The 24,884-nt window shown below is 73.5% G+C and carries 21 protein-coding genes; 13 read left to right on the plus strand and 8 right to left on the minus strand.

What is annotated here, in order from left to right; all coding sequences use genetic code 11:
• Positions 1-22: 22 nt before the first annotated feature.
• The 6 genes from AC5K6T_RS29360 (at position 23) to mscL (ending at position 6,340) form a co-directional block, all read left to right on the plus strand.
• Positions 23-1,546, plus strand: a complete 1,524-nt coding sequence (locus AC5K6T_RS29360; protein ID WP_493213844.1) for a potassium/proton antiporter — start codon at positions 23-25, stop codon at positions 1,544-1,546.
• 511 nt (positions 1,547-2,057) lie between these two features.
• Entirely contained in the window at positions 2,058-3,350 is a 1,293-nt protein-coding gene (locus tag AC5K6T_RS29365) for an MFS transporter (RefSeq protein WP_493213846.1), read from the plus strand.
• A gap of 67 nt (positions 3,351-3,417) precedes the next feature.
• Positions 3,418-3,753 (plus strand): FmdB family zinc ribbon protein, encoded by a 336-nt coding sequence (locus AC5K6T_RS29370; RefSeq protein WP_493213848.1) that lies wholly within the window; start codon positions 3,418-3,420, stop codon positions 3,751-3,753.
• A 101-nt stretch (positions 3,754-3,854) separates the two neighbouring features.
• Entirely contained in the window at positions 3,855-4,688 is an 834-nt protein-coding gene (locus AC5K6T_RS29375) for an S-methyl-5'-thioadenosine phosphorylase (protein ID WP_493213850.1), read from the plus strand.
• A 536-nt stretch (positions 4,689-5,224) separates the two neighbouring features.
• Positions 5,225-5,725, plus strand: coding sequence for a hypothetical protein (locus AC5K6T_RS29380; RefSeq protein WP_493213852.1), 501 nt, complete (start codon positions 5,225-5,227; stop codon positions 5,723-5,725).
• Positions 5,726-5,863: 138 nt separating this feature from the next.
• Positions 5,864-6,340: a large conductance mechanosensitive channel protein MscL gene (mscL, locus tag AC5K6T_RS29385; RefSeq protein WP_493213853.1), complete on the plus strand. Its 477-nt coding sequence runs from the start codon at positions 5,864-5,866 to the stop codon at positions 6,338-6,340.
• A 54-nt stretch (positions 6,341-6,394) separates the two neighbouring features.
• On the opposite strand, the gene AC5K6T_RS29390 is transcribed toward mscL, so the two are convergent.
• Entirely contained in the window at positions 6,395-6,571 is a 177-nt protein-coding gene (locus tag AC5K6T_RS29390; RefSeq protein WP_493213855.1) for a hypothetical protein, read from the minus strand.
• Between the two features lie 358 nt (positions 6,572-6,929).
• Here AC5K6T_RS29390 and AC5K6T_RS29395 point away from each other — a divergent pair, with 358 nt between their 5' ends.
• From AC5K6T_RS29395 to AC5K6T_RS29410, 4 genes are all read left to right on the plus strand, one after another.
• The gene (locus AC5K6T_RS29395) at positions 6,930-8,177 is read left to right on the plus strand and encodes a low temperature requirement protein A (protein ID WP_493213857.1); all 1,248 of its coding nucleotides are present in this window, start codon (positions 6,930-6,932) and stop codon (positions 8,175-8,177) included.
• 59 nt (positions 8,178-8,236) lie between these two features.
• Complete coding sequence (locus AC5K6T_RS29400) at positions 8,237-9,265, plus strand: P1 family peptidase (RefSeq protein ID WP_493213858.1); 1,029 nt, start codon at positions 8,237-8,239, stop codon at positions 9,263-9,265.
• A 279-nt stretch (positions 9,266-9,544) separates the two neighbouring features.
• Entirely contained in the window at positions 9,545-10,759 is a 1,215-nt protein-coding gene (locus AC5K6T_RS29405) for a L,D-transpeptidase (protein WP_493213859.1), read from the plus strand.
• Between the two features lie 242 nt (positions 10,760-11,001).
• Positions 11,002-11,745 carry a DUF6227 family protein gene (locus AC5K6T_RS29410; protein ID WP_493213861.1) on the plus strand — a complete coding sequence of 248 codons (744 nt, stop codon included), beginning with the start codon at positions 11,002-11,004 and terminating at the stop codon, positions 11,743-11,745.
• A gap of 189 nt (positions 11,746-11,934) precedes the next feature.
• Here AC5K6T_RS29410 and AC5K6T_RS29415 read toward each other — a convergent pair whose 3' ends face one another.
• The gene (locus AC5K6T_RS29415) at positions 11,935-12,189 is read right to left on the minus strand and encodes a hypothetical protein (RefSeq protein ID WP_493213862.1); all 255 of its coding nucleotides are present in this window, start codon (positions 12,187-12,189) and stop codon (positions 11,935-11,937) included.
• 155 nt (positions 12,190-12,344) lie between these two features.
• Entirely contained in the window at positions 12,345-13,991 is a 1,647-nt protein-coding gene (locus AC5K6T_RS29420) for an MFS transporter (RefSeq protein ID WP_493213864.1), read from the minus strand.
• A gap of 62 nt (positions 13,992-14,053) precedes the next feature.
• Between AC5K6T_RS29420 and AC5K6T_RS29425 the strand changes: the two genes are divergently transcribed.
• Positions 14,054-15,016 (plus strand): helix-turn-helix transcriptional regulator, encoded by a 963-nt coding sequence (locus tag AC5K6T_RS29425; protein ID WP_493213865.1) that lies wholly within the window; start codon positions 14,054-14,056, stop codon positions 15,014-15,016.
• A 347-nt stretch (positions 15,017-15,363) separates the two neighbouring features.
• Here AC5K6T_RS29425 and AC5K6T_RS29430 read toward each other — a convergent pair whose 3' ends face one another.
• The 3 genes from AC5K6T_RS29430 to AC5K6T_RS29440 all read right to left on the minus strand — a co-directional run bounded on the left by AC5K6T_RS29430 (position 15,364) and on the right by AC5K6T_RS29440 (position 19,342).
• Positions 15,364-16,017 carry a TetR/AcrR family transcriptional regulator gene (locus tag AC5K6T_RS29430; protein ID WP_493214293.1) on the minus strand — a complete coding sequence of 218 codons (654 nt, stop codon included), beginning with the start codon at positions 16,015-16,017 and terminating at the stop codon, positions 15,364-15,366.
• Between the two features lie 653 nt (positions 16,018-16,670).
• On the minus strand, positions 16,671-17,669 hold the full coding sequence (locus tag AC5K6T_RS29435) for a sigma-70 family RNA polymerase sigma factor (protein WP_493213867.1): 999 nt from the start codon (positions 17,667-17,669) through the stop codon (positions 16,671-16,673).
• Between the two features lie 878 nt (positions 17,670-18,547).
• Positions 18,548-19,342: a dioxygenase family protein gene (locus AC5K6T_RS29440; RefSeq protein WP_493213869.1), complete on the minus strand. Its 795-nt coding sequence runs from the start codon at positions 19,340-19,342 to the stop codon at positions 18,548-18,550.
• A gap of 544 nt (positions 19,343-19,886) precedes the next feature.
• Between AC5K6T_RS29440 and AC5K6T_RS29445 the strand changes: the two genes are divergently transcribed.
• Complete coding sequence (locus AC5K6T_RS29445; RefSeq protein WP_493213871.1) at positions 19,887-20,411, plus strand: MarR family winged helix-turn-helix transcriptional regulator; 525 nt, start codon at positions 19,887-19,889, stop codon at positions 20,409-20,411.
• 105 nt (positions 20,412-20,516) lie between these two features.
• Here AC5K6T_RS29445 and AC5K6T_RS29450 read toward each other — a convergent pair whose 3' ends face one another.
• Both AC5K6T_RS29450 and AC5K6T_RS29455 read right to left on the minus strand, forming a co-directional pair.
• On the minus strand, positions 20,517-22,049 hold the full coding sequence (locus AC5K6T_RS29450; RefSeq protein ID WP_493213873.1) for an MFS transporter: 1,533 nt from the start codon (positions 22,047-22,049) through the stop codon (positions 20,517-20,519).
• A gap of 327 nt (positions 22,050-22,376) precedes the next feature.
• Entirely contained in the window at positions 22,377-23,024 is a 648-nt protein-coding gene (locus tag AC5K6T_RS29455) for a TetR/AcrR family transcriptional regulator (protein WP_493214294.1), read from the minus strand.
• 519 nt (positions 23,025-23,543) lie between these two features.
• Here AC5K6T_RS29455 and AC5K6T_RS29460 point away from each other — a divergent pair.
• Positions 23,544-24,830 carry a M6 family metalloprotease domain-containing protein gene (locus AC5K6T_RS29460; protein ID WP_493213875.1) on the plus strand — a complete coding sequence of 429 codons (1,287 nt, stop codon included), beginning with the start codon at positions 23,544-23,546 and terminating at the stop codon, positions 24,828-24,830.
• Positions 24,831-24,884: the final 54 nt, after the last annotated feature.

A 24,884-nucleotide genomic window follows, 5' to 3' on the forward strand; every position in this document is an offset into this window, starting at 1 on the left:
TTCACGCGCGCGTGATGCCCTCGTGAACCGGGGAAGGGAACGGCCACTGACAGTCCACGACCTCAACCAGCTGCTGCTCGCCTGCTCGCTCGTCCTGCTCGTCGCCGTGGCCGCGGTCCGGATCTCCTCGCGCAGCGGGCTCCCCAGCCTGCTCATCTACCTGGGCATCGGCGTCCTGATGGGCCAGGACGGAATCGGCGGAATCCACTTCGACGACGCCGCGCTCACCCAGGTCATCGGGTACGCCGCCCTGGTGGTGATCCTGGCCGAGGGCGGTCTGGGCACGAAGTGGAACGAGATCAGACCGGCTCTGCCGGCCGCGACCGCGCTCGCCCTGGGCGGGGTCGCGGTGAGCGTCGGCGTGACCGCCGCGGGCGCGCACCACCTCATCGGGCTGGAGTGGCGCCAGGCACTCATCCTCGGCGCGGTCGTGTCCTCCACCGACGCGGCGGCGGTCTTCTCCGTCCTGCGCCGCATCCCCCTGCCGGCACGGGTGACGGGCACCCTGGAGGCCGAGTCCGGCTTCAACGACGCCCCCGTCGTCATCCTGGTCGTCGCGTTCTCCACCGCGGGTCCCATCGAGCACTGGTACGCCCTCGTCGGCGAGATCCTCCTGGAGCTCGCGATCGGCGCGGCCGTGGGCCTCGCGGTGGGCTGGCTGGGCGCCTGGACCCTGCGCCACGTCGCACTGCCCGCCTCGGGCCTCTACCCCATCGCCGTCGTGGCGATCGCGGTGACCGCGTACGCCGCCGGCGCCCTCAGCCACGGCAGCGGCTTCCTCGCCGTGTACCTCGCCGCCATGGTGATGGGCAACGCCCGGCTCCCCCACTGGCCCGCCTCGCGGGGCTTCGCCGAGGGGCTCGGCTGGATCGCCCAGATCGGCATGTTCGTCCTGCTCGGCCTGCTCGTCAGCCCGCACGAGCTGGGCGACGACCTCTGGCCCGCCCTCGTCATCGGGCTGGTGCTGACCATGGTGGCGCGCCCGCTGGGCGTCGTCCTGTGCCTGCTGCCGTTCCGGGTGCCGTGGCCGCAGCAGGCCCTGATGTCCTGGGCCGGGCTGCGCGGCGCCGTGCCCATCATCCTGGCGACCATCCCCATGGTGAACGGGGTCGAGGGCAGCCGCCGCCTGTTCAACATCGTGTTCGTCCTGGTGGTCGTCTTCACCCTCATCCAGGGGCCCACCCTGCCCTGGCTGGCCCGCGCCCTGCACCTCGGGAACGGGTCCGGGACCACCGACCTCGGCATCGAGTCCGCCCCCCTGGAACGGCTGCGCGGCCATCTGCTGTCCCTGTCGATCCCGGAGGGCTCCCGGATGCACGGGGTCGAGGTCAGCGAGCTCCGGCTGCCCGCCGGCGCCGCCGTCACCCTCGTGGTCCGCGACGGCACGTCCTTCGTGCCGCTCCCCTCGACCGTGCTGCGGCGCGGCGACGACCTCCTCGTCGTGGCCACCGACCCGGTCCGCGACGCCACCGAACGCCGCCTGCGCGCCGTCGGGCAGGGCGGCAAGCTGGCCGGCTGGCTGGGCACGGGCGGGCCGGGGCGCTGAGGTGCGGGAGGCGCCCGGCGGGGCGGCCGCGGCCCGCCGGGGCCGCTCGGACCGCCCGCTGCGACCGCAGGGACCGCAGGGACCGCCCGCCGGGACTACTGGGACCGCTGGGACCGCTGGGACCGCTGGGACCGCTGGGACCGCCTGCCAGGACTACTGGGACCGTTGAGACCGTTGAGACCGCTGGGACGGCGGGGCGGTGCAGGGCGATGCAGGCGTGATGGGGCGTTAACGGCAGGTTTCGCACCGTTCACACCTTCCTGAATCGCAGGCCGGCGTCGCCATGGTGCTCGCTTTCACAGATGCAACGCGCGTAGATACCTGTAGGATGAAGGTCGACCTTGATCGAACCAACTCTGCCTGATGCAGAGCTGGCGCGACCGTATGGCGGCCGCGACGTCCCCCTCACCCGGGCGCCGGTATCTACCGCAGTTCAGCGCAAGAGGACAGCTCTCGGCGCCGCCCCCCACCCTCAGGGGCCGCGCTACCAGGCGGCGGAAAGGCACGGGCCGTGGCGTCCACGGTCACCACCGAGCCGTCGAAGGACTCGCCGGCACCCTCCCGCCCGGGATACGGGCACCTGCTGCGCACCCGCGGCGCCTGGACGTTTCTGCTGCCCGGCTTCGCGGCGCGCCAGCCGTTCGCGATGCTGACCCTCTCGATCGTGCTGCTCGTGCAGCACACGACCGGCTCGTACGGGGCGGCGGGCGCCGCCGCGGCCGTCACCGGCGTCTCCATGGCCCTGTTCGCGCCCTACAGCGGGCGCCTCGCCGACCGCTTCGGGCAGCGCGCCGTCCTCGTCCCCGGCGTGCTCGTGCACGCCCTGGCGGGTCTCACCTTCACCTTCCTCGCGCTCAACCACGCGCCGATGTGGGCACTGTTCGCCGCGGCCGTCCCGACCGGCGCCTCGGTCCCCCAGGTCGGCCCCATGGTGCGGGCCCGCTGGGGCGTGAAACTGCAGGGCTCGCCCCTGATGACCACGGCCGCCGCCTTCGAGTCGGTCACCGACGAGTTCACCTTCGTCGTCGGACCGCTGCTGGCCACGGCCCTGTGCACCACCGTGGACCCGGCCGCGGGCCTGCTGACCGAGGCGTCGCTGACCCTGGTGGGCGGCCTGCTGTTCGCCGCACAGCGGAGCACCCAGCCGCAGGTCGTCACCGGCGGGCAGGCGCACGTGCGGCAGGCGTCCGCGCTGCGGGTCCCGGGTGTGCGGGTGCTCGTCGTGGCGTTCCTCGGCATCGGCTCCGTGTTCGGCGGCATGCAGGTGTCGCTCGCCGCGTTCACCGAGTCCATCGGCGAGCCCGGCCTGAACGGCGTGCTGTACGGCACCTTCGCCGCGGGCAACATGCTCTCCGGCATCGTCTGCGGCGCCATCGCCTGGAAGGCCGCCCCGCAGCAGCGCCTTCTCGTCGGCTACGCGGCCCTCGCCCTGGTCGCCTCGGGCCTGTGGGCCGCGCACTCCGCGCTGCTCCTCGCCGGACTCGGCCTGCTCGTCGGCATGTGCATCGCACCCGCGCTGATCACCGGCTACACGCTGGTGGAGAGCCTGGTCCCGGCCGGTGCGCGCACCGAGGCGTTCACCTGGCTGACGGGCGCGGTCGCGCTCGGGCAGGCGGCGGCCGTCACCGTCGCCGGCCAGTTCGAGGACCGCTTCTGGACCGGTGCCGGATTCCTCGTGCCGATGGGCGGCACCGTACTGGCCCTGGCGACCGTGGTCGCCCTGCGCACGCGGCTCGTCGCCCGCCCCCGCGGCCGTACGGTCGCACGTGGCGTGGGTCACCGCGTGCCGGTGACGGTGGACTGATCCTCGGGAATACGTCACTATGGACCGTCGTTAGCACTCATCGAGTGAGAGTGCCAGGAGGAAGACAGTGCCGACCTACCAGTACCAGTGCACCGCGTGCGGCGAGGGCCTCGAGGCGGTGCAGAAGTTCACCGACGACGCGCTGACCGAGTGCCCCGCCTGCCAGGGCCGCCTCAAGAAGGTGTTCTCCGCCGTCGGCATCGTCTTCAAGGGCTCCGGCTTCTACCGCAACGACAGCCGCGGCTCCTCGTCGAGCAGCTCTCCTTCGAACGCGAAGCCGGCCGCCGCCTCGGCCTCGGCCTCCACGTCCGACTCCAAGCCCTCGGCCTCCACCGGGTCGACGGCGTCCTCGGGATCCTCGGGATCCACGGGCTCGACCAGCTCGGCCGGTACCGCCGCCTGACCACCTCCTCACCGGACCCTGCCGTCACGGGACGGCGGGGTCCTCGGCGTCCACGGGTACCGGGTGACGCGCGCTCCGCGGCGCGGGCTACCGTGCACGTCATGGCGAACGCAGACATCGGTGTAATCGGCGGCTCCGGCTTCTACTCGTTCCTCGACGACGTGACCGAGGTGCAGGTGGACACGCCGTACGGGCCGCCCAGCGACTCCCTGTTCCTCGGTGAGATCGCGGGCCGCCGGGTCGCGTTCCTGCCCCGGCACGGCCGCGGCCACCATCTGCCGCCCCACCGGATCAACTACCGGGCCAACCTGTGGGCGCTGCGCTCGGTCGGCGCGCGCCAGATCCTCGGCCCGTGCGCGGTGGGAGGCCTGCGCCCCGAGTACGGTCCCGGCACACTGCTCGTCCCGGACCAGTTCGTGGACCGTACGAAGTCCCGGGTGGGCACGTACTTCGACGGGCTCCCGCTGCCGGACGGCACGGTTCCGAACGTGGTGCACGTGTCGCTGGCCGACCCCTACTGCCCGGCCGGGCGGGCCGCCGCGCTCAAGGCCGCCCGCGGCCGGGACTGGGAACCCGTGGACGGCGGCACGCTGGCCGTCGTCGAGGGGCCGCGCTTCTCGACCCGCGCCGAGTCGCTCTGGCACCGGGCGCAGGGCTGGTCCGTGGTCGGCATGACGGGCCACCCGGAAGCCGCGCTCGCCCGCGAACTCGAACTCTGCTACACCTCCCTGACCCTGGTCACCGATCTCGACGCGGGCGCCGAGTCGGGCGAGGGCGTCTCCCACGACGAGGTGCTCAGGGTGTTCGCGGACAACGTGGACCGGCTGCGGGGCGTGCTGTTCGACGCGGTCGCCGCACTGCCCGGGACCTCCGAGCGGAACTGCCTGTGCACCAGCGCCCTGGGCGGCATGGACCCGGGGTTCACGCTGCCCTAGCGGCGGACGGGCACGGCGCGGACGGGTGAGCGCGGTGCGGACGGGCACGGCGCGGACGGGCACGGCGCGGACGGGCACGGCGCGGGGCGGCGGGGCGCGGGGCGGCGGGGCTGGACCGCCCGTTCGGGTGAGGGAGTTGTCCACAACCGGCCGGTGGTCCACCGGTCGCGGCGGGCGTCGGCGGACCGGGGCATCGTGAGACGGCCAACCGGTTCCCGTCGCAGGTGGTGATCCCCGTGTCCGTGCTCCCCCGGCCCCCTCAGCTCCCTCAGCCCCCTCAGCTCCCTCGACCCTCCCCGCCCTCCCCGCCCGTTCGGCCCGCTCGGCCCGCTGAGCCCGCTCGGCTCCCTCGCCCCGTCGCTCCCCCCTCGCCCGCCCCGCCTCTCCTTCCTCTGCGCCCCTCGCACTCCTCGCACCCCTCGCACTCCTCGCACTCCTCGCACTCCTCGCCGCTCCCGGCACCGTCCTCCGCCGCACCGGCCTCCGCAGCACCGGCCTCCACCGCCCCGGGTGGCGCGCACCCGCCGGGCAGCGACGTGCCCGCGACCTGCGAGGTACCGCACTTCGCCCCCGTACGGGTGCGCGGCGGGCGGTACCGGCTGCTCCGTCTCGTGCGGCACCGCAGGCGTGCCCTGGCGGCCGGCGTCGCGGTGACGGCGGCCGCGCTGCTGGCGGCCGGGCACCAGGCGGGCGCCGGAGCGCACCGGAGCGGCGCGGCCCGCGGGCATCCGGCGGAGGACGGGGCGCCGAAACACCGGCCGGTGCGGATGGCGTCCGCGCCCGTGCGGATCGCCGACGGCGCCACGGTGCGGCTGCTGCGCCCCGGCGACCGGGTCGACGTGATCGCCGTGCCGCAGACGGCGGTCGGCTCAGAGGCCCGGGTGCTCGCGCGGGGGGCTCTGGTGACCCGGCTGCCCGAGCCGCTCGCCGGAGCAGCCGACTCGGGTGCGCTGGTCGTGCTGTCCGTGCCGCGGGCGACCGCGGCACGGCTGGCCGGAGCGAGCGCCATGGCACGGCTGGCGGTGACGCTGTGCTGACCGAGACCTCGGTGGTCAGGCCTGACGTGCTGTCAAGTCGCTCGTTCGAACGACAGGATTGGACAGGACGGCCTCACCCTGCCGTAGGTTGCGGAGCGGCTGGTTCCACACCCTGGGCGTACGAGGAGAGGCTCCGAAGTGAGCAAGAAGCAGGAAGCAAGCGTCTGGTCGGGATTCAAGGCCTTCCTGATGCGCGGGAACGTCATCGACCTGGCTGTGGCGGTCGTCATCGGCGCGGCCTTCACCAACATCGTCAACTCCGTGGTGAAGGGTGTGATCAACCCGGTGGTGGGCGCGATCGGCACCCAGAACCTGGACAGCTACAGCTCGTGCCTGAAGGGCCCGTGCGAGACGGGCCCGGACGGCACCGTCTCGAAGGGCGTGATGATCCTCTGGGGCTCGGTGCTGGGCGCGACGCTGAGCTTCGTGATCACCGCCGCGGTGGTCTACTTCCTGATGGTGCTGCCGATGGCGAAGTACCTGGCGCGGGTGGAGGCCCAGCGAAAGGCCAAGGAGGGCACCCACGAGGTCATCGAGGTGACCGAGCTGGAGGTGCTGCAGCAGATCCGCGACACCCTGGTCACCCAGCGCGGACCGGGCGTGGGCAAGCGCTGACGACCGCGTCCGGGGCGGCCCTGCGGGCGGGTGCCGTGGGACCGCCTCGCGTGTTCACAGGTGGTGGGGCGGCTTCTCGTCGAGGAAGCGCCGCAGGTCGTCCGAGCCGTCACCGGCCTGCCGCTCGCCCCATCCGCGGTCCGTGTCGTCCGAGGACTGCTGGGCCAGCGGATCGTCGAAGATCAGCGCGGCCTTCGGCGCGCGGGGCCCGGGGCCGGAGGCGGTAGTCATGCCTCCCAGCGTACGGCGCGTCCGTCCGGGCCCGCAGATGCCGTCCGCGCCGCACCCGGGTGGACCGGGCGGACCGCCCCGGCACGGCGCGTGCGCCCCGGGGCCGAACACCCCCTGCGCCTCGTGCCCGTACGGAGCACGTGCCCCGGGGCGAGGCCGCCTCCCCGGACCGGCCCGCCGCGGCCGGGGCCTCCGCGCCCGCCCCGCCCGCCGGCCCGGGACGCCCCCCGGGGCAGCCCGCCGGTGCCGAGGCCGCTTGCCCGCGCCGGTCCGCCGGGCCCGGGACCTCCTCACCGGAACGCGGCCGCGGGTGCCGCCTGAGCCGCGGCGACGGCCGGTTTCTGCTGTGCTGGGAGCCATGACGTCCCGTTCGACTCCCCCGGTGGCAGCCCCCGCCCCGCCCTCAGCCGGCCGGCCGCTGCGCAAGCTGACCGCGAGGGGACGTGGCGAGCCTCACCGGACCGCCACTCCGCTCGAACTCTTCTTCGACCTGTGCTTCGTCGTCGCCGTCGCCCAGGCCGGCGCCCAGTTGGTGCACGCGCTCGCCGAGAGCCACGTCGGCGAGGGGATCATGAACTACGCGATGGTCTTCTTCGCCGTCTGGTGGGCGTGGATGAACTTCACCTGGTTCGCGTCGGCGTACGACAACGACGACGTGCTGTACCGGGTGGTGACCCTGATCCAGATCGCCGGGGTGCTGGTGCTCGCGGCCGGGGTCTCCCGGGCGTTCGCGGACCACGACTTCCTCATGGTCTGGCTCGGATACGCCATCATGCGGATCGCGATGGCCGCGCAGTGGCTGCGGGCCGCGAGATCCGTCCAGGGCGCCGACCGGACGGTCGCGCTGCGCTACGCGGGCGGTGTGCTGCTCTGCCAGGTCGGCTGGCTGGGCCTGCTGCTCTTCCCGGAGCACGCCCGGCCCTGGGTGTTCCTGGTGATGGCACTCGCCGAGCTGAGCGTGCCCGTGGTGGCGGAGCGGGCCGCGCCGACCGCCTGGCATCCGCGCCACATCGCCGAGCGGTACGGACTGTTCACGATCATCGTGCTCGGCGAGTCGGTCGCCGCGGCGACGGTGGCGGTGAAGACGGGCGTGGACGAGCACGACGCGCTCGCCGACCTGCTGCCGATCGCCCTCGGCGGCCTCCTGATCGTCTTCTGCGCCTGGTGGATCTACTTCGCGGTGCCCGTCCACGGGCACCTGCGCACCAACCGGCAGGCGTTCCTGTGGGGATACGGCCACTACCTGATCTTCGCCTCGGCGGCGGCGATCGGTGCGGGCCTGGAGGTGGCGGTCGAGCAGACGGTCGGCACGGCCCACATCTCCACGCTGGCGGCCTCCTCCGCGGTGACCCTGCCCACCGCGCTCTACCTCCTCACCGTCTGGGCGCTGCACTCACGGCACTTCAAGGCGGGCATCTCCCAGCAGGTGGTGCTGCCGGCGGCGGCCCTGGCGGTCATCTGCTGCACGTTCCTCGGCGACGCGGCCGTGCTCGCGGCGGGCGCGGCGACGGCGCTGGCGGTGGCGGCCGGCACGGCCCTCAGCGCACGCGGGGCCCCCGGAGCGGGCTCCGGGGGCCCGGGCGGGGCGGCCACGCCGACGGCCTGACACCACGCCGGGGACACCTGCGGCGTCCGCCAGCCTCGGCACGGGCAACACTGGACCCCATGACAGTCGACGCTCTGACGGATGTCGCCGGCCTGCGTGTGGGACACGCCACGCGCAGCGGCGACGGATGGCTCACCGGCACCACGGTCGTCCTCGCCCCCGAGGGAGGTGCGGTGTGCGCCGTGGACGTGCGGGGCGGCGGACCCGGCACCAAGGAGACCGACGCCCTCGATCCGCGCAACGTGGTCCAGCGCGTCGAGGCGGTGGTGCTGACCGGCGGCAGCGCGTACGGGCTGGATGCGGCCTCGGGGGTGATGGCCTGGCTGGAGGAACGGGGCCGCGGGGTGTCCGTCGGCCCGGACCCCTCGCACGTCGTGCCGGTCGTGCCCGCCGCCTGCGTCTTCGACCTGGGCCGCGGCGGAGAGTTCCGGGCCCGGCCGGACGCCGCCACCGGCCGGGCCGCGGTCGAGGCGGCCGCGGCGAGCGAGCCCGGTACACGGGTGGCGCAGGGGTGCGTGGGCGCGGGCACGGGCGCGGCGGTCGGGCCGCTGAAAGGCGGCATCGGCACGGCGAGCACGGTGCTGGCGTCCGGGGTGACCGTGGCCGCGCTGGTGGTGGCGAACGCGGTGGGCTCGGCGATGGACCCCTCGACGGGACTGCTGTACGGGGAGCTGTTCGAGGGGCGCCTGGAGCGGCCCGGGGCCCAGGTCCACGACGCCGCCCGGCGGCGCCTGGCCGAGGCCGCCGCGCGGAACACCGAGCCCCCGCTGAACACGACGCTCGCCGTGGTCGCCACCGACGCCGACCTGTCCAGGGCACAGGCGCAGAAGCTGGCGGGCACCGCGCACGACGGCATCGCGCGCGCCGTGCGGCCGGTGCACCTGCTCAACGACGGGGACACGGTGTTCGCCCTGGCGACGGGGGCGCGCCCGCTGGACGCCGGGCGCCCGCTCGCTCTGAACGACATCCTCGCCGCGGGTGCGGACATGGTCACGCGGGCCATCGTGCGCGCCGTCCGGGCGGCGGACCCGGTGGACGGACCGGGCGGGACCTGGCCGTCGTACGAGGAGCTGTACGGGAGCCGGTGAGGGCCGGGCCGGAGCGGGCACGGCCGGGTGACGGCAGACCGGCCTGCTTCCGTCCACCTCCCCGAACCGGGTGGCCCCCGCCGCCAGGCCGCCCCAGCGTCCCGGGACGGCGTGCGAGGGTGCGCGGGCGCGGCCGGGCACCCCACGGGGTGGGTGAATGTCCCGGTTCTGTCACCGATGGCGTCCGGGGCGGCGGCCCGGGAACCCGCCCGTGACCGGCCGCCTCTTTCACCACGTAGGGGAGTGGATCACGCACATCGCAGGAACCGGGGGCAGACCATGCCGAAGTCGGATGAAGTCAAGCAGCGCGTCCTGGCGGCCTGCGCCGCCCTGGCGGTCGGCGCACTGACACTGACCGCGTGCGGCGGCAGCGCCGGCGCCGACGACGGCAAGCGGGGCGGCGGCGACGCCCGGCCGCAGGTGCCGCGCATCGTCATCTCGGCGGAGAACGGCTCGACGGGCGCGTCCATCAACGCCACCGGCGTACGGGTCAGCGACGGCACGCTGACGGCCGTGCGGATGACGGAGGCGGAGTCCGGCGAGGCGGTGCCGGGGGCGGTGTCCGCAAACGGCACGGCCTGGAAGCCGAAGGAGCAGCTGGAGCGCGGCACGGCGTACCGGATAGCGGCGACCGCGAAGAACGGGCAGGGCCGGACGGCCACGGCCGGCTCCCGGTTCACCACGGTCTCCGAGACCGACAGCTACATCGGCACCTACCTGCCGGACGACGGGACCACGGTCGGCGCGGGGATGCCGGTGTCGTTCACCTTCGACAAGGCCATCACCGACCGGCGGGCCGTGCAGTCGCACATCACGGTCACCTCGGACAGCGGGCAGAAGGCGGTCGGGCACTGGTTCGGCGACCGGCGGCTGGACTTCCGGCCGGAGGACTACTGGAAGGCCGGTTCGAAGGTCACGATGAAGATCGACCTGGACGGTGTGGAGGGCGCGGACGGCATCCGCGGGGTGCAGAGCAAGACCGTGACCTTCACCGTCGGCCGGTCCCAGGTCTCCACCGTCGACGCCGCCACCCAGACGATGACCGTCGTCCGTGACGGCGCCGTCCTGAAGACGATCCCGATATCCGCGGGAAGCCCGCAGAACCCGACCTACAACGGCACCATGGTGATCTCCGGCAAGTGGGAGGAGATGCGGATGGACGGCTCGACGGTCGGTTTCGCCGGACAGTACGACATACCGGACGTGCCGCACGCGATGCAGCTGACCGGGTCCGGGACCTTCATCCACGGCAACTACTGGTACAACAAGGGGAACCCGCCCTTCGGGAACGTGGGCGCGAGCCACGGCTGCGTGGGCCTGGAGGACGCGCAGGGCGCGCAGGGCGACACCCCGGGCAAGTGGTTCTTCGACAACTCGCTCGTCGGGGACGTGGTGATCGTGAAGAACTCCCCCGACCGCGAGGTCGCGCCGGACAACGGGCTCAACGGCTGGAACATGGCGTGGGCCGACTGGGTCGCGGGCAGCGCGGTCTGACCGGCCGCACCCGAAGGGGGCAGAAGACGGCAGAAGACGGCAGAAGACGGCAGAAGACGTCGCAAGGTGCCGGAACGCGACCGCCACCAGCACTTTCTGACAAAGAATCGGGCCGCCCAGGAACCTCTCCCGCGGCCCGGTCGTTTTCTGACGTACGTTTTCACGGTTTCCGGACACGATGTCCGACCGAGGGGCTACGGTATGCACCCACAAGGTGACATGCAGCAACGCCGGGAGAAACCTTGAGCGTTCCGTACGACACGACAGCGTACGAACCACACGAGTCGCCGGAGTCTCCGGAGGAGCATCTCGCGCGACTGCTCGGCCGCGCCCTGAACTCCTTCGAGCTGCCCGACGAGGTGTTACGGCGGCTCGACACCGCGCTGGCGCACGACAGTTCGCTGCACTCCGCCCACCACAGCGCGGGGCTGCACCGGGAGACGTACCGGCACACCTGGCTGCTGGCCGACGGTTCGGCGCTCACCCTGTGGGAGCTCGGACACAACACGGCGTCGGCCACCGCCCAGCACGAGGTGTACGCCGACGAGGCGGAGCTGCGTGCGGCCACCGCGCGTCTCCCGCTGCCGCTGGAGACACCGGACTTCGAACTGCCGGCGCTCGCCGCGCCGGCGCCCCTGCCGGGACCGCGGCACGCGTATGTGCCCGACGACTCCGCCGACCACGCGCGCCGCCTGCTGCGCCGGGCGGAGAACCCCGACCGGCCGGGCACGGAGACCGCCGCCCTGCTGACCACCGCGTTCGCGCACCAGATCACGCAGGCGTTCGGGCGGCCGTGCCGCGCGGGGCGCATCGGGCTCGGGTTCGCGCTCTACGAGCATGCGTTCCTGCTGCGCGACGGCCGGGAGATGTCCCTGTGGGAGGCCGAGCACACGGCGACCCCCGACGGGCGGCACATGTGCGAGGTGTACGGCAGCGAGGAGGCGGCCCGGGCGGCCATGGAGCGACGCGCGGCCCAGGTGTCCTGATCCCCCGGCCGCTACCCCGCTGATGCGCCTGCCGGCCCCCGGCCCCTCGGACCCGCCCGGCGCGTCAGCGCCCCGCCCGCGGTCCGGCACGTCGCGGCACAGCCCTGAAGGGGCGCGGAGAACCGCGCGACCGGCCACGGCGGCGCCGCGGTCCGCCGATGCCCCGCCGCGGCGGTCCCGGCGGAGCGCTCAGTGTCCGTCGGCGAGGCGCCGGACCAGGCGTGCGAAGGCGTCCCGCTCGGCCGGCGTCAGCTCAACCGATTCCAGCGCCGGACCCGACCGCCGCTGCCGCGGAAGCGCGGGCAGCACGGCGGGGCGGGGCGCCAGGGGGCCGGACGTGCGGCGACCGCGGCGCAGCAGACCCCGCCCGACCACCCAGGCGACGACGGCCAGGGCGAGGGCACCCGCGCCCGCCCACTCGACGTTCGACACGTGCTCAGGCATGCGCCCAGTAGACACCACGGTCCGGGCTTTCGTCCCGGACCGTGACGTATCTCGCAGGTGGTGCAGTTGGCTTGCTTCCACCGAAGAACCGTGAACGACCTTCAAGCCGTCAAAAGGGCACATCTCGGCGTGTCGAGGGCCCGGCCGGCGGGGTCTCAGTACGCCGGGCCGCTCCCGCCCGACCGCGCGTGGGCACTCCCCGAGGCCGCCCCGGCGCGCACTCCCTCCGGACCGGCCGCGGCCCCGGTGTCCGCCCCCGCGGCTCCCGTGCCGGGGCCGGCCGCCTGCCCCGTCGGCGCTCCCGCACCGTCGGCCGCCGGGTCCGGCGCCGAGCCGGCCTTCCTGGGCAGCGCGAACATCAGCAGGAAGATCACGCCGAGCACCGCGGCGACCCACCCGAGCGCGTGCTGGAAGGCGTCCACGAACGCCGGCCCCACCTCACGCGGGGCGAGGTCGTCGTCGATGACGCCGAAGAAGACGACCGACACCAGTCCGAGCCCCAGCGCGTTGCCCATCTGCATCACGGTGTTGATGAGCCCGGACGCCGAACCGGCGTGCTCGCGCGGCACCTGCGCGAGGATCGCGTCGGTGAGCGGGGCGAAGATCAGCCCCATGCCGGCACCCATCACCATCAGCGGCGGGATCATCTGCCAGGGCGTGATGCCGAGCCCGTACCACTCGGACTCCGCCAGGTACAGCAGCACCCCGGCGGCCATCACCAGCGCGCCCGCCTGAAGCACCTTGCGCCCGAAGCGCGGCACCAGCTTCTGCACGGACATCCCCGCGGCCACCGACACCGCGACGGAGAACGGCACCCCGGTCAGCCCGGCCTTCAGCAGGCCCCAGCCCAGCCCGATCTGCAGGTACAGCGTCCACACCAGGAAGAAGATGCCGAGCCCGAGGCCGAAGACGACCTGCACCCCGATGCCCGCGGCGAAGCTCTTCACCCGGAACAGCGACAGTTCGATCAGCGGGGAGCCGTCCCGCGCGGTCTTGCGGCGTTCGTAGCCGACCAGCGCACCGAACACCGGCACCGACCCGGCCATCAGCAGGTGCCCCCACAGCGGCCAGCCCAGTTCGTGGCCGCGGGTCAGCGGATACAGCAGCATCAGCAGACCGAGGGTCACCAGCACCACACCCACCAGGTCCAGCCTGAGCGCCTTCGGGGCGCGGGACTCGCCGATGAACCGGTGGCCGAGCAGCAGGCCGGCGATCCCGACGGGGAGGTTGATGAGGAAGATCGGGCGCCACTGAAGGCCGAACAGATTCCACTCGGTCAGCAGCGCGCCCAGCAGCGGACCGAGCACCGCGCCCATCCCCACGACCGCGCCGAACAGCCCGAACACCTTGCCGCGTTCGTGCGCGGGGAACGTCGCGTGCACGATCGACAGCACCTGCGGCACCATCAGCGCCGCCATGGCACCCTGCAGGATGCGCGCGGCGACCAGCATGTCCGGGCCCCCCGCGAAGCCGCAGAGCGCGGAGGCCAGGGTGAACCCTCCGATGCCGATCAGGAACAGCCGCTTGCGGCCGTGGATGTCACCGAGCCGGCCACCGGTGATCAGCCCCGCGGCGAAGGCGAGGGCGTAGCCGGCGGTGATCCACTGGATGTGGCTGAAGGTGGCTCCGGTGTCGCGCTGGATGGACGGGATGGCGATGTTGACGATCGTGACGTCGACGAGGTCCATGAAGGCCGCCGTCATGACGATGGCGAGGGCGAACCAGCGCCGCCGGTCGGCCGGGGCCGGCTGCCCCTCGGGGCTCCCCGGAACGGGGACTGTGGTGGTCTCGGTGGAGGTCATGACGACAAGCTAGAAAGCCCTTAGGTCAGATCGTGTCCTAGTGGTGCGGCATCCTCGGACACATGACGACGGACACCCCGGCCCGGCTGCTGCAATTGCTGTCCCTGCTCCAGACCCCCCGCGAATGGCCCGGCGGCGAGCTCGCCGACCGGCTCGGCGTCTCCCGCCGCACCGTCCGGCGGGACGTCGGCCGGCTGCGCGAACTGGGCTACCCGGTCCAGGCGACCAAGGGCTCCGACGGCGGCTACCGCCTCGTCGCGGGCAAGGCGATGCCGCCGCTCGTCCTCGACGACGAGGAGGCGGTGGCCATGGCGGTGGGCCTGCGTGCGGGGGCGGGCCACGCGGTCGAGGGCGTGGACGAGGCGTCGGTGCGCGCGCTCGCCAAGCTGGAGCAGGTCCTGCCGTCCCGGCTGCGCCGCCGGGTGACCACCCTGCAGGCCGCGACGACAGCGCTGACCAGCGGCGACGGACCGAGCATCGCGCCCGAGACGCTCACCGTGATGGCTTCGACGGTGGCCGGCCGCGAGCGGCTGCGGTTCGCCTACCGCGCGAAGGACGGCACCGAGTCCCGCCGTCTGACCGAGCCCTACCGGCTGGTGTCCACCGGCCGCCGCTGGTACCTCGTCGCCTACGACCTCGACCGCGCCGACTGGCGCACCTTCCGCGTGGACCGGGTCAGCGCCCCGTTCGCGACGGGAGCCCGGTTCGCGCCGCGGGAGCTGCCGACGGGCAGCGCGGCCGAGTACCTGCGGCAGTCCATCGGGCGGCGCCGTGAGTCGTACGCGTTCACGGTCACCTTCGCCGCACCCGCCGAGGCCGTGGCCGCCCGTCTGCCGGCCTGGCTGAGCCCGCCCGAGCCCCTGGACGCCTGCACCTGCCGCCTGCGCGGCACGAGCAGCGACCCGGTGGACTGGCTGGCCGTCCGGCTCGCCATGCTGGGCTGGGACTTCACCATCCAGGAACCCCCCGCCCTCATCGCCTCCGCCCAGGCCCTCGGCACCCGCCTGACCCGGGCGACAGCCTGACCCGTCCCCCGGGAGAGCCCGCGAACCGGCCGCGGCCGGCGAGCGAAGGGCCGCGCAACATCCCCGCGAGGGGCGCGGGGAACGCGCGACCAGCCACACCCCACCCCCACCCGACCGACGGCAGACACCACCCCCACAGCCCGCGGACTCCACACAGCCCGACACCCCCAAGCGGCGCGGGGAACCGCGCGACCAGCCACCCTCCTCCCGCACCCGCCCACCGGCAGCCACCACCCCCACCCCCACACCGTCACCTGCAGCCCGGCCCCCGAGGGGCGCGGGGAACTGCGCAACCAGCCCCACCCGCCCCGACCAGCGCCCCGCAGCGGAGCGCCCCAGCGGAGCGCTCAGCACGTCCAGTCGAACCCCTGCAACGCCGTCAGGTTCCGCAACGCCAGTGCCACAGGCCCCTGTTCGCCCTCCGGGGGCGCATCACCGGCCGCCCACGCCTCCACCGCGGTCCGTACGGCCGCACTGGCGACGGCCGCGGTGAACCGCCGCCCCACCCGGCCGGCCACCGCATCGCCCTCACCGGCCGAGCCGGCCGTGTCCGCCGTGGCGGACACGGCCGGCTCGGCAGGCTCGGCGGGCGCAGCGGGCGTCCCGGCCCGCTCGGCCAGCACCTCCCCCAGGTCTTCCTCCGAGGCCCGGCACACCTCCGCCCACACCTTGCTCAGCGCGGGACTGGACCCGGCCAGGCGGATCAGGGTCCGCACCCAGTCCCAGGATCCGGCCGAGACCCCGGCACCGGGCTGCAGCGTGTGCCGTACGGCGTGTTCCAGCGCCTGTGGCACGTCCAGTTCCGCGGGCGCGTCGCGCACGGCCTCCACCCAGCGATGGGCACCGGCCGCGTAGAGGGGGGCGATCGCCTCCTCCTTGGCGGCGAAGTAGCGGTAGAACGTCCGCGGGGCGACGCCGGCGGCCTGCGCGATGTCCTCGGCGCGAGTGGACTTCAGGCCTCGGCCGACGAAGAGCCCGGCAGCGGCACGGGCGATGTCCATCCGGGTGGCCGCCTTGCGCCGCTCGGTCAAGGACGCCGACGAACCGTGCCGGTTCTGCGCGGAGGTGATGCTGCTCACCACGGCAGGCTATGCCGATGTGGCACAATCTGCCATTCGGCGGGCCACCCCGGGGTTCAGGTCCGGGGTGACCCGCCACCCGAGGCCACAGCCCGCCACCCGAGGCCACAGCCCGGCAGCCAGGCCGCCCGCCTCTCGCCTCGCCACCCCGCCCGTCATGCCCACCCGTGCCGTGCCGAGCCGCGCGCCACCGCGCCCCCACGACACCGAAGAGCCGGGCTTCGGCGCTCAGGGGGGGGGAGAGACACCGAAGCCCGGCTCGGGAAAGTCCCGGCACCGGGGGGAGTGCGTCGGGACGTGGTCGGAAGGTCTTCCTGGACAGATCGAGCCCCGAGGTACCGGCGCAGGGGCCCGGGTCTGCTTTCCCCGTGCCGGCCAGGCCCGCCGCGGCCCGGTGGGGAGTGCCGCGAACTCACCTGCCCTGAAGGGTTGTTCCCGCCGCCTCCCGGGTTGAAGCGACGGAACACAGCCATGTTTGCGCGGCCTTGCGCCACCCGGCGTGCGCCCCCGCCAGGCCCCGGCAGGCCCCGGCAGGACCGGCTGTCCCGGATCGGGACGCCGTGCCGGGCCGTCGGTCAGGCCGCCGCGTCGAAGCCGGTCTGGCGGGCCAGCTTCTTCAGCTCCAACAGCGCGTGCTTCTCGATCTGACGGATGCGCTCACGGGTCAGGCCGTGTTCCTTGCCGACCTCGGTGAGGGTGCGCTCCCGGCCGTCGTCGATGCCGTACCGCATCTTGATGATCGAGGCCGTGCGCTGGTCGAGGCGTCCGATGAGGCCGTCGAGTTCCTCGCTGCGCAGCAGGGTCAGCACCGACTGCTCGGGGGACACCGCGGAGGTGTCCTCCAGGAGGTCGCCGAACTGGGTCTCGCCCTCGTCGTCCACCGACATGTTCAGCGAGACGGGATCGCGCGCCCAGTCCAGGACGTCGCCGACGCGCTCAGGCGTGGATCCGAGCTCGGCGGCGATCTCCGCGGGCTCCGGCTCACGCCCCTGGTCGCGGTTGAACTCGCGCTGCACGCGCCGGATCCGGCCGAGCTCCTCCACGAGATGGACGGGCAGGCGGATGGTGCGGGACTGGTCGGCTATGGACCGGGTGATGGCCTGCCGGATCCACCAGGTGGCGTACGTGGAGAACTTGAAGCCCTTGCGGTAGTCGAACTTCTCGACCGCCCGCACCAGACCCGCGTTGCCTTCCTGGATCAGGTCGAGCAGCGGCAGACCGCTGCGCGGGTAGCGGCGGGCGACCGCGACGACCAGTCGGAGGTTGGACCGGATGAACACGTCCTTGGCCCGCTCCCCTTCGGCGACCAGAGCCTCCAGCTCCTCCCGGGTGGCGGTCGCCTGGGACTCCTCGAACCCGTCGAGAACCTGCCGCGCGAAGACACCCGCCTCGATCGTCTGCGACAGCTCGACCTCCCTGGCGGCGTCGAGCAGCGGCGTACGCGCGATCTCGTCGAGGTACATGCCGACCAGGTCGCGATCGGCGATCTCGCCGCCATGGGCGCGAACACTGCTGGCCGCGTCGGTGGTCTCGCCGGCGGCGGACTTACGACGGGCGACGGCACGGGTTGCCATGCGTGCTCCCTTGCGGTGGTGGGTCAGCTGGTGGTCCGGGATGCTCGGCCACTCTCGTCGGGTGCCCTGCATCCGATGGAAACAACGACTGGAATCAGGACAGAATTCCCAACCTGTCCCTCGATTTTTCTGATCATGCAGTACCCTGTGCCGCCACCCAGCGCCCCATATCGCCACCGGGCGGACGGAGACGCAGGTCAGAGCAGGCGTGGAGGGGATCGGCACGACCGCCCCGCCCTCTGCGGTCACTCCCCGCGGGGGACGCCGATCGCCTTCGATCCGGCCGCCCTCACCCTCGGAAGCGCCGCTCGTGGCCGCCCTCCCACCGTGAAGACGGCCCGCGCCCGGGCATGGTTGCCCTGGCCGGGGATTCACAGGCTCTCCCGGGGGCGCACACAGGAAGCGCGCCCGCGGGGCGCACCACAGCGCCTCGCAAACCCGCGCGCCCCCACCACGGCACGCACCGGGGGCGCCGTCGCACTCCCGCACCGCCCCAGCCCTGTGCCCGGTGGAGCCCCCCGGCCTCGGCCCCACTCCGAGCACCGCACGAGCCGACCCCGCCCCCGGACACCGGACGCGGCACGCGCGTACGCGACAGACGGCAGACGGCAGACGGCACACGGCACACGGCACACGGCACACGGCACACGGCAGACGGCACACGGCACACGGCACACGGCACACACGGCACACACGGCACACACGGCACACACGGCAGACGGCAGACGGCACACGCGGGGACGCCGGCAGGCGGCGCGCCGGGCACCCGCAGGCCGCCCGACACCGCATCACCATTCCCGGCACCGCGCCTCGCCACCCCGCCGCGTGCGGCGCGTCGAGCACCTCTGCCGTGCCCCGGCCGGTCCGGCCGGACGCCCTCACACTCCGAACTGCACCGACCGCTTCGCCAGTCCCCTCCAGAACCCGTCGATCACCGAGCGCTGGCGCCCCAGGTCTCCGGCCGCGTCGGCGGCGCCCAGGGTGACGAACAGGGGGGCGAAGTGCTCGGTGCGCGGGTGGGCCAGCCGCCCGGCCGGGGACTTCGCCGCGAAGTCGAGCAGCCCGTCGACGTCGCCCGCCTCCAGCGCACCCCGACCCCAGTCGTCGAACTCGGCCGACCAGCCGGGGACCCCCGGGCCGGTATGACGCAGGGCGGCCAGGTTGTGGGTGAAGAAGCCGGAGCCGACCACGAGCACGCCCTCGTCGCGCAGCGGGGCGAGCCTGCGGCCGATCTCCATCAGGCGCAGGGGGTCCAGGGTGGGCATGGAGAGCTGCAGGACGGGGATGCCGGCGTCGGGGTACATCTCCACGAGCGGCACGTAGGCGCCGTGGTCGAGACCCCGGTCGGGCATGTCCTGCACGGGCGTGCCGGGGGCGCGCAGCAGCTTGCGGACGGCCTCGGCGAGCCGGGGCGCGCCCGGGGCGTCGTAGCGGACGCGGTAGTAGTGCTCGGGGAAGCCCCAGAAGTCGTACACGAGAGGCACGGGCCGGACGGCCCCGAGGGCCAGCGGGGCCTCCTCCCAGTGGGCGGACACCATGAGGATCGCCCTGGGCCGGGGCAGGCCGGCGGCCCAGGCGGCGAGCTGACCGGGCCAGACGGGATCGTCCGCGAGCGGCGGCGCGCCGTGGGAGAGGTACAGGGCGGGCATGCGCTCCTGAGCTGCGGCGGACATGGTGTCGGCTCCCTCCGGAAGCATTCGCTTGAAGTTTAAAGCTTCCTGCCCTCGTGAGACTAGGCCAGGCTTGTTTAAAGTTCAAGGAGTGCGGGCCTACAGTGGACCCATGAACACGTCACCCGGCCACCCCACAGGTGCCGCCACGGAAGCCACCTCGGACGGCACCGGGGGCGGCACCGGGGGCGGCCCGCCCGCCCCACCGGCCCCCGCAGCCGAGGCGGCGGCGTCCGCGCCGCGGGCGACGGCCGGTTCAGCCGAGGCGGCGTCCGGCCCGGCCGCACCGGCACCCCTGGTCCGCGGGACATCCACCGCCCGCGCCACGGCCCCGGCGCGGGCGGACGCCGCAGCCCGGAACGAGGCCTCGGCGCGGTCCGGGGCTCCGGCGCGGGCAAAGGCCCCGGCCCGGGCGGAGGCCCCGGCCCGGGCGGAGGCCCCGGCCCGGGCGGAGGCCCCGGCCCGGGCGGAGGCCCCGGCCCGGGCGGAGGGCCCGTCCGGCGCGCCGCCCGCGGCCGAACCCACGCCCCCGGCCGAGCAGTCGTCCGTGTCCGGTCCGGCATCCCCGTCCGGCCCGGCTCGGGGCACCGCCCCACACTGGCTGACCGCCGACGAACAGCGCGTCTGGCGCTCCTACCTCCACGCCACCACGCTGCTGGAGGACCACCTCGACCGCCAGCTCCAGCGCGACGCGGGCATGCCGCACCTCTACTACGGACTGCTGGTGCGTCTGGGCGAGACACCGGAGCGGCGCCTGCGGATGACCGAGCTGGCCAGGGACGCGAAGATCACCCGCTCCCGCCTCTCGCACGCGATCGCCCGGCTGGAGCGGAACGGCTGGGTGCGCCGGGAGGACTGCCCCTCCGACCGGCGCGGCCAGTTCGCGGTGCTGACCGACGAGGGTGCCCAGGTGCTGCGCCGGACCGCGCCCGGCCACGTGGCCGCCGTACGGCAGGCGCTGTTCGACCGGCTGACCCCGCAACAGAAGAAGTCCCTCGGCGAGATCATGCAGATCGTCGCCGAGGGACTTCAGCCCGCCGAGGCGGGGGCGGACCTGCCCTGGCTGCGCTGACCGCTCACGCGCGTCCGGGGCGGGTCCGGAGTCCGTACGGAGGAGGCGTCCCCTTCCTCAGCCGTACGGACGGGCCCTGAGGGATACCGTCCCTGTCCGGTCGGGTCAGTGGGCGACCACGGGGACGGGGGTGTCCTCGGTGGCGTCCTCGCCGGTGGCCAGGGGGCTGTTGCCGGGCCTGCCGGCGTTGACCAGGGTCAGGGCGATCACGGCGGCGGCGACCAGGATGCCGACCGCGAACCAGATCGCGCTGGTGTAGCCGTGCACCATGCCCTCCAGCCGGATGAGCTGCTGCTGGGACGGGCCGGCCGCGGAGCCGAGGTGGCCGGCGAGGTAGGACGTGGTCGCGGACGCCGCGATCGTGTTCAGCAGCGCGGTACCGATCGCACCGCCGACCTGCTGGGAGGTGTTGACCATCGCGGAGGCCACACCCGCGTCCTGCGGCCTGACCCCGGTCGTGGCCATCGACATCGCCGGCATGAACGCCGTACCCATGCCCAGACCCAGCAGCAGCATCGACGGCAGCAGCAGCGCGGCGTAGGACGAACCGGTCTCCAGCCGCGTCAGCAGCAGCATGCCCACCGCCGCGACCAGGAACCCCGGCCCCATCAGCAGCCGCGGCGCGGTACGCGTCATCAGCCGCGCCCCGATCTGCGTGGAACCCGTGATCATGCCCGCGATCATCGGCAGGAACGCGAACCCGGTCTTCACCGGCGAGTAGCCCTTGACGATCTGCAGGTAGTACGTCAGGAACAGGAACAGCCCGAACATCGCGATGATCGCCAGGCCCAGCGACAGGTAGATCCCGCCACGGGTACGGTCGGTGACCACCCGCAGCGGCAGCAGCGGCGCCTTCACCCGCGCCTCCACCGCCACGAACGACACCAGCAGCACCGCCGACGCCACGAACATCCCCACCGTCACCGCATCGCTCCAGCCGTCGGACTCCGCCCGCGTGAAGCCGTACACCAGCGCCACCAGACCCAGCGTCGACAGCACCACACCCGGCACGTCCAGCGGAGAACGGTTGCGCCCGCCCTCCGGCTCACGGATCACCAGCCAGGCACCCGCCGCCGCGACCACCGCGAACGGGATGTTCACGAAGAACGTCCACCGCCAGTCCAGGTACTCCGTCAGGAACCCGCCCAGGATCAGGCCCACCGCGCCACCGCCGCCCGCGATCGCACCGTAGATACCGAACGCCTTCGCCCGCTCCCTGCCGTCGGTGAACATCACCGCCAGCAGCGACAGCGCCGCCGGCGCCAGCAGCGCACCGAACACACCCTGCAGGGCCCGCGCACCGAACATCATCGCCCCGGTCGTGGCCGCCCCGCCCAGCGCGGACGCCGCCGCGAACCCGGCCAGACCGATCACGAACGCCCGCTTGCGCCCCCACAGATCCGCGATCCGCCCACCGAACAGCAGCAGACCACCGAACGCCAGCGCGTACGCCGTCACCACCCACTGCCGGTTGCCGTCCGAGATCCCCAGATCCCGCTGGGCCGAAGGCAACGCGATATTCACGATGGTGGCATCCAGCACCACCATCAACTGCGCCAGCGCGATGAACACCAGCGCCTTCCAGCGCCCCGGATCGGGCGCGAGGGAGGAGGAAGCCTTTACGGCCGTATCAGACATGGAGGTACCCACTTCAGGACTTCGTGACGGAACAGTCAGGACGTACGGAACGGTCGGGACGGGATGACGGGCAGCCGCCGGAACTGCCGGAGCCGCGTGGACGAGGCGGACCAGGCGGACTAGGCGGACTAGGCGGACTAGGCGGACGAGATGAACGACGGAGAGGACGGAAGGGACGGACCCGACGGGACGATCGGACGGGAGGGCCCGGACTCCGCCCGCTGTCGGACGCCGGGTGCCGGGTGCCGAACACTCCTCCCTCGGTGACGGTGGTCGCTGTGCGGGGCTCCCGGAGTGGTGACCGCCGGGAGGCACCGGACTGATCGGTCAGGCCTTGCGGAGGTCCTCCATGGTCAGGGGCGTCCCCGGGAGGGTGGAGCGGGCGGGGGCCTGCAGCCCGTCGAGGAACAGTTGCAGATGACGGTGGACGAACCGGTCGACGTCGAGGCAGGCCGTACCGGCAGGGGGCCGGCTGAGCTGGGCGACCGCGACCATCAGGTCGCCGAAGCCCACATCGGGCCGCAGCTGACCGGCCGCCCTGGCCCGGTCCATGATCGCTCCGACGAGTTCCTCGCAGCGGACGCGCGCGGCCACCAGGTCGGGGTGATGCTGGTCGAAGGTGCTCTGCACCATGGGGCACAGCGCGCTGATCCGCTCGTCGGCGGCGGTGTGCGTGAAGCGCTCCAGCGCCTCGAAGGCATCCCCGGTCTCCGCGAGCGCGTCCTCGGCGGCCGCGACCGTACGGTCCATGACGGAGCAGACGACCTCGCGCACCAGGGCGTCGCGGTCGGGGAAGTTGCGGTACAGCGTGGCGTTGCCGAGACCGGCCCGGCGGGCCACGTCGTCGAGCGGCACGTCGGGACCGAACTCGACGAACATCTCGCGGGCGGCGGTGACGATCCGCTCCCGGTTGCGCAGGGCGTCGGCGCGCAACCGCGTCGCCGGGCGGCGCACAGGGGTGGCTGTCGACGTCACGGCGTACTCCTCACTGGTGTCGGTGCTGCGTCCGGCGGTCCTGCCGGTGGCCTTGTCGGCGGTCTTGTCGGTGGCCTTGTCGGCGGTCTCGGCAGTGGTCATGGCAATGGTCGTGGCAGGGACAGTGGTCTTGGCGGTCGGGTGCGGTGTCCGTCGGGTGGTTCGGCAGGCCGGAGGTCGGGATGCGGCTGTCGCCGGCACGGCCCCGACGCCCCGCCCGGGGTTCACCCCGGAAGGGGCGGACCCGGCGGGCCGGACCGGGCGGAGCGACTCCCGGCCGGAAGTCGGTCCCGGATCCGGGGAGTGGATCCCCGTTTCGCCGTACGCACGGTTAAACGGGGAGGAGGTCCCCGCTTATTTCCCGACTTCCCGAAGATTCCCTGTGACCTGGATCACGGTCCGCCCGGAGCGGATCGCACGATCGGTCTCTTCCAGCGCGCGCACGCACACCTGTCGGCGGAGGGTGATCGAAAGGGTGCAGCCGGTGTCCGGTGGCTGCCTGGAGCGAAGGGCCCCTGCATGCAGCCGCAGCCGACGAGCCGCCGCATACGCCCGGGCCGGGCCGCCGCCCTCACCGCCGTCACGGCGCTCACCCTCGCGGCGAGCACTTCGGCGGGCGCAGGGCACCTGTCCCCGGGCGGCACGGCGTCCGGTCCGGGTCCCGCGACCCGGACCCGCGGCTCGGCCCTCGAACCCTGCATGATCAACGGCGGCGCGAAGGTGCAGATGTCCGAGGGGATCCCCACCCCCGCCGGCTACTCCCGCTCCACCGGCACGGTCCGCGCCCTGACCCTGATGATCGACTTCTCCGACGCACCGGGCGAGGGCAGCGCCCTGGAGCGCTACCGGGAGTTCTTCCCGCAGACCCAGCAGTGGTTCCGCACCGCCAGCTACGGCCGCCTCGACTACCGCCCGGAGGCGCCGATCACGGACTGGCTGCGGATGCCGAAGCCGTTCCGGGAGTACGGCATAGAACGCGGCGCCCCCTTCGACCCCGGCTACCGCCGGCTGGTCCAGGACATCGTGGCCGCCGCCGACCCCGAGGTCGACTTCCGCTCGTACGACCTCCTCAACGTCCTGGTCACCCCGAACGCGGGCCCCTCCGCCCTGGACACGGTGCTGTCGGTGACGTTCGCCGGGAACCTGGAGGCGCCCGTGGCGGACGGGGTGCCCGTGGCCAACGCGTCCTTCGTCTACTCCCGCCAGGACGACGGCTCCGGCTCCTACGACCGCACCGGCTACCGGGTACTGCCCCACGAGAACGGCCATGTCTTCGGCCTGCCCGACCTCTACACCCAGGGAGGCGGCGGCGCGGTGGGCCACTGGGACATCATGAGCGAGGACTGGGGCGCCAACAACGACTTCCTCGGCTGGCACAAATGGAAGCTGGGCTGGCTGGACGCGGCCCAGGTCAGCTGCGCGGCCACACCCGGCACCACCGAGCACGCCCTGACCCCGCTGTCCCACACGGGCGGCGCGAAACTGGTCTTCATACCCCTCGACCAGCGCACCGGCTACGCCGTCGAACTGCGCACCCGCGCCGGCAACGACGAGTCCGTCTGCCGCCCCGGCATCCTCATCTACAAGGTCGACGCCGACATCGACACCGGCCAGGGCCCCATCCGCGTCTACGACTCCCGTCGCGACAGCGGTGGCTGCACCCGCAGCCCCAACGTCCACGCCGAACTCTCCGACGCCCCCTTCTCCCCCGGCGACACCTTCAAGGACCCGAGCCGCGGCGTCACCATCAAGATCGCCGCGGCAGACCTGGAGGGCATCTACCGAGTCCGGGTCACCCGCAACTGACCCCACCCTCCCACCCAGCCCCCGCCCGAACATCCACCCGCTACACTGTCCGCG

It is taken from the genome of Streptomyces sp. B8-7, assembly GCF_058833805.1.

What these genes read in the sequence shown, in the direction of transcription:
- AC5K6T_RS29430 (WP_493214293.1), bottom strand. Translation starts at nt 16,017, where the DNA reads ATGGACATCGCCCGTGCCGCTGCCGGGCTCTTCGTCGGCCGAGGCCTG.
- AC5K6T_RS29440 (WP_493213869.1), bottom strand. Translation starts at nt 19,342, where the DNA reads ATGTCCGCCGCAGCTCAGGAGCGCATGCCCGCCCTGTACCTCTCCCAC.
- AC5K6T_RS29400 (WP_493213858.1), top strand. Translation starts at nt 8,237, where the DNA reads ATGACAGTCGACGCTCTGACGGATGTCGCCGGCCTGCGTGTGGGACAC.
- AC5K6T_RS29435 (WP_493213867.1), bottom strand. Translation starts at nt 17,669, where the DNA reads ATGGCAACCCGTGCCGTCGCCCGTCGTAAGTCCGCCGCCGGCGAGACC.
- AC5K6T_RS29405 (WP_493213859.1), top strand. Translation starts at nt 9,545, where the DNA reads ATGCCGAAGTCGGATGAAGTCAAGCAGCGCGTCCTGGCGGCCTGCGCC.
- AC5K6T_RS29415 (WP_493213862.1), bottom strand. Translation starts at nt 12,189, where the DNA reads ATGCCTGAGCACGTGTCGAACGTCGAGTGGGCGGGCGCGGGTGCCCTC.
- AC5K6T_RS29375 (WP_493213850.1), top strand. Translation starts at nt 3,855, where the DNA reads ATGGCGAACGCAGACATCGGTGTAATCGGCGGCTCCGGCTTCTACTCG.
- AC5K6T_RS29420 (WP_493213864.1), bottom strand. Translation starts at nt 13,991, where the DNA reads ATGACCTCCACCGAGACCACCACAGTCCCCGTTCCGGGGAGCCCCGAG.
- AC5K6T_RS29390 (WP_493213855.1), bottom strand. Translation starts at nt 6,571, where the DNA reads ATGACTACCGCCTCCGGCCCCGGGCCCCGCGCGCCGAAGGCCGCGCTG.
- AC5K6T_RS29425 (WP_493213865.1), top strand. Translation starts at nt 14,054, where the DNA reads ATGACGACGGACACCCCGGCCCGGCTGCTGCAATTGCTGTCCCTGCTC.
- AC5K6T_RS29395 (WP_493213857.1), top strand. Translation starts at nt 6,930, where the DNA reads ATGACGTCCCGTTCGACTCCCCCGGTGGCAGCCCCCGCCCCGCCCTCA.
- AC5K6T_RS29450 (WP_493213873.1), bottom strand. Translation starts at nt 22,049, where the DNA reads ATGTCTGATACGGCCGTAAAGGCTTCCTCCTCCCTCGCGCCCGATCCG.
- AC5K6T_RS29460 (WP_493213875.1), top strand. Translation starts at nt 23,544, where the DNA reads ATGCAGCCGCAGCCGACGAGCCGCCGCATACGCCCGGGCCGGGCCGCC.